The 7,500-nt window shown below is 59.7% G+C and carries 7 protein-coding genes, 1 tRNA gene, 2 rRNA genes and 1 pseudogene (1 of these 11 only partly in view); 5 read left to right on the top strand and 6 right to left on the bottom strand.

All coding sequences use genetic code 11. The annotated features are described in order from the left end of the window. Positions 1–92 precede the first annotated feature (92 nt). Positions 93–281 (bottom strand): annotated as a pseudogene (locus BPNPMPFG_RS16990) (type II toxin-antitoxin system RelE/ParE family toxin); the annotation flags it as partial. 376 nt (positions 282–657) lie between these two features. Here BPNPMPFG_RS16990 and BPNPMPFG_RS17000 point away from each other — a divergent pair. Beyond that, positions 658–1,455, top strand: a complete 798-nt coding sequence (locus BPNPMPFG_RS17000; protein WP_258589898.1) for an ABC transporter ATP-binding protein — start codon at positions 658–660, stop codon at positions 1,453–1,455. Positions 1,456–1,483: 28 nt separating this feature from the next. After that, on the top strand, positions 1,484–2,674 hold the full coding sequence (lhgO, locus tag BPNPMPFG_RS17005) for an L-2-hydroxyglutarate oxidase (RefSeq protein WP_258589899.1): 1,191 nt from the start codon (positions 1,484–1,486) through the stop codon (positions 2,672–2,674). Between the two features lie 463 nt (positions 2,675–3,137). Here the strand turns inward: lhgO and BPNPMPFG_RS17010 are convergent, their stop codons facing one another. Both BPNPMPFG_RS17010 and BPNPMPFG_RS17015 read right to left on the bottom strand, forming a co-directional pair. Further along, positions 3,138–4,253, bottom strand: coding sequence for an alkene reductase (locus tag BPNPMPFG_RS17010; RefSeq protein ID WP_258589900.1), 1,116 nt, complete (start codon positions 4,251–4,253; stop codon positions 3,138–3,140). Positions 4,254–4,304: 51 nt separating this feature from the next. After that, positions 4,305–4,595, bottom strand: coding sequence for an ArsR/SmtB family transcription factor (locus tag BPNPMPFG_RS17015; protein ID WP_258589901.1), 291 nt, complete (start codon positions 4,593–4,595; stop codon positions 4,305–4,307). A 212-nt stretch (positions 4,596–4,807) separates the two neighbouring features. Here BPNPMPFG_RS17015 and BPNPMPFG_RS17020 point away from each other — a divergent pair, with 212 nt between their 5' ends. The 3 genes from BPNPMPFG_RS17020 (at position 4,808) to BPNPMPFG_RS17030 (ending at position 5,602) form a co-directional block, all read left to right on the top strand. Beyond that, the gene (locus BPNPMPFG_RS17020; RefSeq protein ID WP_258596790.1) at positions 4,808–4,948 is read left to right on the top strand and encodes a type II toxin-antitoxin system HigB family toxin; all 141 of its coding nucleotides are present in this window, start codon (positions 4,808–4,810) and stop codon (positions 4,946–4,948) included. After that, entirely contained in the window at positions 4,938–5,318 is a 381-nt protein-coding gene (locus BPNPMPFG_RS17025) for a helix-turn-helix domain-containing protein (RefSeq protein WP_258589902.1), read from the top strand. Before BPNPMPFG_RS17020 ends, BPNPMPFG_RS17025 begins: the two co-directional genes overlap by 11 nt. A 149-nt stretch (positions 5,319–5,467) precedes the next feature. Next, positions 5,468–5,602 (top strand): hypothetical protein, encoded by a 135-nt coding sequence (locus BPNPMPFG_RS17030; RefSeq protein WP_258589903.1) that lies wholly within the window; start codon positions 5,468–5,470, stop codon positions 5,600–5,602. On the opposite strand, the gene BPNPMPFG_RS17035 is transcribed toward BPNPMPFG_RS17030, so the two are convergent. From BPNPMPFG_RS17035 to BPNPMPFG_RS17045, 3 genes are all read right to left on the bottom strand, one after another. Beyond that, positions 5,573–5,649: transfer RNA gene (locus BPNPMPFG_RS17035), tRNA-Met, on the bottom strand. The genes BPNPMPFG_RS17030 and BPNPMPFG_RS17035 overlap by 30 nt on opposite strands. A 180-nt stretch (positions 5,650–5,829) precedes the next feature. Continuing rightward, positions 5,830–5,944: ribosomal RNA gene (gene rrf, locus BPNPMPFG_RS17040) — 5S ribosomal RNA — on the bottom strand. A gap of 300 nt (positions 5,945–6,244) precedes the next feature. After that, positions 6,245–7,500 (bottom strand): 23S ribosomal RNA (locus BPNPMPFG_RS17045); it runs 1,568 nt beyond the window's last position.

A 7,500-nucleotide genomic window follows, 5' to 3' on the forward strand; every position in this document is an offset into this window, starting at 1 on the left:
GTCGCCGCCTTGGCAGCAAGTGTCCCGTCGACCCGAAAATCGCTTGTCGCGCTTAGGCGGCTACAGAGGCGCCACCCGCACCCGAGCGGCATTCAGAGCCGTTCTTCAAGCAATTCCGGCGTGATGTTGCGGCCAGCGTAAAAGATGCCCAAAATCAGCACTCGTTCGCTCTCGACGGCGAACGCAATGCTGACGGCGCGCCGGTAACCAACAATCCGCAGCCCGGCCATGATCTCGACCCGCTCGGTGCCCCGCTGTGGAAAAGTCGACAGGCCGCGACAAACCGTGCTGGCCCAGCAAGCCGTGGAGCGCCTCCTCCAGGGTGAAGACAAAAGGCGTGTCACCCATTTGATCGTCACGACATGCACTGGTTTCTCTGCCCAGGCATCGATCAGGAGATCATCGCCCGATGCGATTTGGCGACCACCGTCGAGCGCACGCCCATTGGCTTCATGGGGTGCCACGCGGCAATCAACGCGCTCAAGCTGACACGGCACATCATCCCGTCCGAACCCGAGGCCCACGTCGTCTGCATCGAGCTCTGTACGCTTCATCTCAAGGAGACCAGCGATCTCGAAAAGCTGCTGTTCTTCCGCCTGTGGGGCGATGGCGGCGCGGCCACGTGCGCTTGGACGCGATGTTCTGGACGGCGTTCTTTTGGACACGGCCCGCAAATTGGCGGGGGCAACGGCGTACCTCAGTCCGCTTTCCGCGGCCCCTTGGCAAGACTACTTGGATGCCTCCGAGTCGCCTGCGATTCTTTGGTTTGTGATGGTTACGTCGTCACCAGGCGACCACTGCGTTCCGATAGTCGACAAAGACAATGCCACGCTCTCCACGGCACGCGGCGATCGCCGCCACCATGCCGCGAACGCTGGTTTCGACATCCAACGGCGCAGCGTCCCCGCCCATAACGGAACGTCCATCGGCGGACAGCAACCGGAACAATTGTGCAGGCGCGGACTGGTGCTGGTGCCGGAGGGACGGCACATCTTCCGCACGTTGACCGTGCAGGAGAACCTCGCTATCGCCGCCATGATCCGCAAGAACCGGCAGGGCGTCGCGGCGGATCACGTGCTCGAGACGTTTCCAATTCTGCGTGCCCGCCTCAAGGGCGTCGCTGGCCACCTTTCAGGTGGCGAACAGCAGCAGCTGGCGATCGCCCGGGCTATCCTGCAGCGCCCGGCTCTGATGATGATCGATGAGCCGTCGCTTGGCCTTGCACCGCTGGTCATCGGCCAAGTCTACGAAAGTCTGCGCGCTCTCAACAAGGGCGGACTGACGCTCCTCGTCGTCGAGCAGTCGACGGCCCGGGTGCTCGACCTCGCATCCCGCGTCTACGTTTTCCGCAACGGTCATGTAGTGTTGCATGGCGAAGCTGGAGAACTGGCCGACGGCAGCGCGCTCGAGGACGCCTATTTCGGCTATGCCGAGCATGCGGCGCCAGCCGCCTGATCCCGAACGATCGAAACGGACCTGCAGAATGCTCTACGATTATTGCGTGATTGGCGGCGGCATTGTCGGGCTGGCAACCGCCATGCGGCTCATCGAACGCCGACCGGGCTGCAGCCTTGTGCTCATCGAAAAGGAAAGCGCCCTCGGCTTGCACCAGACCGGGCACAATAGCGGCGTCATCCATGCCGGCATCTATTATCCGCCAGGCAGCCTGAAGGCGGAGCTATGCCGCAAGGGCGCGCAAGCGACCAAGGATTTCTGCACGGCCAACAGCATTCCCTTCGAAATCTGCGGAAAGCTCCTCGTCGCCACGAACCCGCGGGAAATGACGCGGATGCATGCGCTTTTCGAGCGCTCGGTCGCCAACAACATAGAGGTCGAACGGTTAAGCGCGGACGAGCTTGCAGAGCGCGAGCCGAATGTTGCCGGCCTCGGTGCGCTTCTGGTACCGTCCACCGGAATCGTCGACTACCGCAAGGTCTGCCAGGCCATGGGCGGAACGATCGAACGATTGGGCGGCGCAATTGTCCTCGGCACGAAAGTGACGGGCATCGCGGAAGCGGGCGCAGCCGTCACGGTCTCGTCCGCCGGCCAAAGCTGGCGCGCGCAAAAGCTGATTGTCTGCGGCGGTCTCCAATCCGATCGGCTGGCGACATTGGCGGGTCTTTCGATCAAGCACCGCATCGTTCCGTTCCGCGGCGAATATTACCGCTTGCCGGCGGCGAAAAACGACATCGTCCGCCATCTCATCTATCCCATTCCCGATCCCGAGCTTCCATTCCTCGGCATTCATCTGACGCGGATGATCGACGGCAGCGTGACCGTCGGCCCCAATGCAGTGATAGGACTTGGCCGCGAGACCTATTCGAAGCTGAAGGTCAATCTCGCCGATCTTCTCGACTATCTTGCATTTCCGGGCTTTTGGAAAACCGTACTGCAGAACCGCGGATCCGCCGTCTCCGAACTACGCAACTCGTTGTGGAAACCGGGCTATCTGGCGCAGTGCCGTAAATACTGTCCGAGCCTCGAAATCGGCGACCTGCTGCCCTATGAGGCAGGCATCCGCGCACAGGCAGTGAACCGCGACGGCACCATGGTCCATGATTTCCTGTTCGAGCAGACGGAACGGATGCTGCATGTATGCAATGCGCCCTCCCCGGCCGCGACGTCGGCCATCCCCATCGCCGACCAGATTCTCGATCGCATGGCCATCGTATAAGGCGGTGATCATCGAAGCGCCAACCAAACCGGCTGGCGTCAGCCTTCTTCGAATTCACGCGATGCATGGAGATTAGCCAGTTTTGACTTTGCTAAGAGTGGCCCCGGTTTCGGGAGAACGACACGCATGAAAACAAAGACCTGAAGCGCGTCGCCTGAATCCATTCAAACGCGACGCGCTTTAGAGCAATTCCAGGAAAAGTGTGAAACGGTTTTCCCGGGAAAAGCGCGTAGCGCTTTCCCTGGGGAATTGCGTCAAAACAAAGAGCTGGAGCAGTTCGCCGTTTCCGTGAAACGGTGAACTGCTCCAGTGGCCGAAGAGGTTGCGGGGCAGTGCCCACGCAGCCGGAGCCTAGGTGGATGCGGTCGCCTTCGAGATCGAAGCGGTGACCGAATGGTCGATGACGACGGGCTGTTGTTGGAGCCGTAGTCTTGCTTGACCTCGCAATGGGATTCTGCCGCTCCTAGGCTGCGGTCGGATAGTCCGTGTAGCCCCTGGCACCGCCGCCATAGAACGTTGCCTTGTCCGGATCGTTCAGTTCGGCATTGCGCTTCAACCGGCTGACGAGGTCCGGATTGGCGATGAAAAGCTTGCCGAACGCGACGAGGTCCGCGTAGCCGTCAGCAACGGCCTTTTCGGCCAATTCCTTGTCGTAGCCGTTGTTCACCAGCCAGGCGCCGTCTCCGCCGGCCTTGTGATAGATGGCTTTGAGTTCCGCATAGTCGAATGGTTTATCTCCTTGCCGGAAGTCGCGTGCGCCGCCGGTCGCTCCTTCGACGATATGGATATAGGCCAGGCCGCGGCTGCCCAGGCCCGCCACCACATGGTTGAAAAGCGGCTGCGGATCGGCATCCGACGCGTCGTTGGCGGGTGTCACCGGCGAAAGTCTGATCCCGGTCCTGCCGGCGCCGACAGCAGACGTTACCGCATCGACCACCTCGAACAGGAATCGCGTCCGGTTCTCGATGGAACCGCCATAATTGTCGGTGCGATGGTTGGTGCCCAAGCGCAGGAACTGGTCCACGAGATATCCATTGGCACCATGGATCTCGACGCCGTCGAAACCCGCCTCCTCGATCGCCGCCTTGGCGGCGCGGCGAAAATCATCGACGATGCCGGGGAGTTCGGACGCATCGAGCGCGCGCGGCTCAGAGGTCTCGACGAACTCGCCGTTGCCATCCGGCTTGACCAGAAAAGTCTTGGATTTTGCCCTTATCGCTGACGGCGCCACCGGCTTGCCGCCCCCGGGCTGCAACGTATCATGCGAGATGCGCCCGACATGCCATAGCTGGACCACGATCTTGCCGCCGGCTTTATGAACGGCGTCCGTGACACGCTTCCAACCGGCAAGTTGATCCGCCCCGTAGAGTCCGGGCACATCGGCATAACCCTGGCCCTGGTGGCTGATGGCGGTGGCCTCCGTCACGATTAGCCCAGCCGTGGCGCGCTGACTATAATAGGTGATCGCGAGATCGCCGGGCACCGCATTCGGTGAGCGATTGCGCGTCAGCGGCGCCATGACGATGCGGTTCGCAAGCGCCAGGTCACCGGCCCGCAGAGGATCAAAGAGATTAGCCATGAGAAATGCCTTTCATGCATTGGGGGAGGGGAGGAATGGATGGGAAGATCGTCAAAGACCGGATAAGACGGCCTGAAAGGCGGCGATGGTTTCTTCGTTGCGCTTGTAGAACACCCATTGACCGACCCGCCGCGTCGTAACGAGGTCGGCCGACGCCAGTGTCGCCAGATGGGCCGAGACGCTTGACTGCGCCCGGCCGCGACGTTCGAACTGACTGGCACAGACGCCCATCTCGAGCGGATGCGCCTGCTCAGCGAAGTGCTGTTCGGGCTCCTTCAGCCACGCCAGAACATCCCGTCGAAACGGATGCGCTAGCGCCTTCAATATGATGTCGTGGTCCATCTTCACCTGCATCGATCTCACACGATATATAGATCGGATGGAGCCGATATGGCAGGAAATCCATCCCATTCTTGATGGCAAGGGGAGAAAGCCGTTGTCTCGTATGGCACGAAACAGGAATTGCCGCCCCGGACGCGCGAAGTCTGTGACCTAGCGGCCCGACCAGGCGTTGACCGTCGTATGCCACGGCCAGCATCGTTAGTGGCGAGCGGATCGTCTTCAACGTCAAGGGTAATGACTATCGCTTGGTGGTGGCGGTCGACTTCGAGAAGAGCATCCTCTGGATCAAGTGGATCGGCACCCACAAGGCTTACGACAGGATCGACGTGACGGAGGTTGAACATGACGGCTGAGCTGAAGCCGATCCGCTCGGAGGCAGATTACGAAGAAGCGCTCACCGAAGTCGAGCGGCTGTGGGGTGCCAAGAGTGGCACGCCAGAAGGTGATCGGCTCGACGTGCTTGCGACCCTGATCGACGTTTATGAGACCAGGCACTATCCGATGGACCCGCCCGACCCTATCGAGGCGATCCGCTTCAGAATGGAGCAACAGGGTTTGACGCGAAAGGATCTCGAACCTTTCATCGGGGCCAGAGGCCGCGTCGCCGAGGTGATGAACCGCAAGCGCAGCCTGTCGATCGATATGATTCGCCAACTACACGACAAGCTCGGCATTTCGGCGGAGGTACTGATCCGCCCCACGCGCCATGAGGAAGCCGCCTGACGACATTGGGTCCCGCCCCGGAGCGGAGGGACGGACAGCAGGCGGCTGACAGAAACGCTCAACAGGCAGGACGATCGGGTGGAGGCGGCCGAGGCCATTCGGGGCCGAAGCGTGGTGAAATCGACGCTACACTGCACGGAGAATTGAGCATGATTCTCGGCTGGATCGAGGCGCAAACCCTGGGCTCGGCTTTTAAAAGCAAAAAGCCCGCCGGCGGATTGCCAGGCGGGCATTTGGGGTTGGTTTTGGAAGGTTGGTTGCGGGGACAGGATTTGAACCTGTGACCTTCAGGTTATGAGCCTGACGAGCTACCGGGCTGCTCCACCCCGCGTCAACCTTGGACGTAAGCCCAAGCCTACAAGAGGATGGCCTACAGATAGACAGATAGGTAGATGGCCTACCAAATGAAAGGGCCGCGATTGCGGCCCGGGCTCCCGTTGGCGGGCCTGTTCATAAAGAGAAGATTACTCTCCATCCGATTTTGGATGTGAGATCAACGTGCGTTTGGCAGACCTGGCAGCGACCTACTCTCCCGCGTCTTGAGACGAAGTACCATCAGCGCTGGAGCGTTTCACGGCCGAGTTCGGAATGGGATCGGGTGCAGCCGCTCCGCCATAACCACCAGGTCGGCAAAACGCACGTTGTTCGAGAAGCTTTTGAGCGAATAGCGATGAGGGAGTAGCGAGTAGGGGTTACCTATCTGCGCTCTCTCGGAGCTGTTCGCTGGTCTTTGTGTGCCTTTACAGTTCTTTTGGTCCTGGCGCCCTTCGAAGCGAAGCTTCGCAAGGTCGACCGACCGTCGGCGCTGATGCGCCGCACCCACGTAGCTCCGCCCGAAGGGCGAAACAAGCGTGAGTGCTGGTCAGACCATCTGACTTCTGGCGACAATCCTCTGGATTGCGCCGAGATGGGCATAAGGAATGAGAACGATCAAGCCGATCGAACTATTAGTACCGGTAAGCTTCAAGCGTTGCCGCTCTTCCACACCCGGCCTATCAACGTGGTCGTCTTCCACGGTTCTCAGGGAATACTCGTTTTAAGGTGGGTTTCCCGCTTAGATGCCTTCAGCGGTTATCCCGTCCGGATATAGCTACCCTGCTATGCGGCTGGCGCCACAACAGGTCCACCAGAGATCCGTCCATCCCGGTCCTCTCGTACTAGGGACAGATCCTTTCAATATTCCTACACCCACGGCAGATAGGGACCGAACTGTCTCACGACGTTCTGAACCCAACTCACGTACCGCTTTAAATGGCGAACAGCCATACCCTTGGGACCTGCTCCAGCCCCAGGATGCGATGAGTCGACATCGAGGTGCCAAACAACCCCGTCGATATGGACTCTTGGGGGTCATCAGCCTGTTATCCCCGGCGTACCTTTTATTCGTTGAGCGATGGCCCTTCCACGCGGGACCACCGGATCACTATGACCGACTTTCGTCTCTGCTCGACTTGTCAGTCTCGCAGTCAGGCAGGCTTATGCCATTGCACTCAGCGAACGATTTCCGACCGTTCTGAGCCCACCATCGCGCGCCTCCGTTACTCTTTAGGAGGCGACCGCCCCAGTCAAACTACCCACCATACATTGTCCCGGACCCGGATAACGGGCCGCGGTTAGACATCCATAGTAATAAGGGTGGTATTTCAAGGGTGGCTCCACCTGAGCTGGCGCCCAGGTTTCAAAGCCTACCACCTATCCTACACATGCCACTACGAATGCCAATGTAAAGCTATAGTAAAGGTGCACGGGGTCTTTCCGTCTAACCGCAGGAACCCCGCATCTTCACGGGGAATTCAATTTCACTGAGTCTATGCTGGAGACAGCGGGGAAGTCGTTACGCCATTCGTGCAGGTCGGAACTTACCCGACAAGGAATTTCGCTACCTTAGGACCGTTATAGTTACGGCCGCCGTTTACTGGGGCTTCGATTCAGAGCTTGCACCCCTCCTCTTAACCTTCCAGCACCGGGCAGGCGTCAGACCCTATACGTCGTCTTGCGACTTCGCAGAGCCCTGTGTTTTTGATAAACAGTCGCTACCCCCTGGTCTGTGCCACCCTCCTCCACTTGCGTGGAAAAGGGTCACGCTTCTTCCGAAGTTACGCGTGCAATTTGCCGAGTTCCTTCAGCATAGTTCTCTCAAGCGCCTTGGTATACTCTACCAGACCACCAGTGTCGGTTTCGG

It is taken from the genome of Mesorhizobium sp. AR07, from assembly GCF_024746815.1.
Classification (GTDB): Bacteria; Pseudomonadota; Alphaproteobacteria; order Rhizobiales; family Rhizobiaceae; genus Mesorhizobium.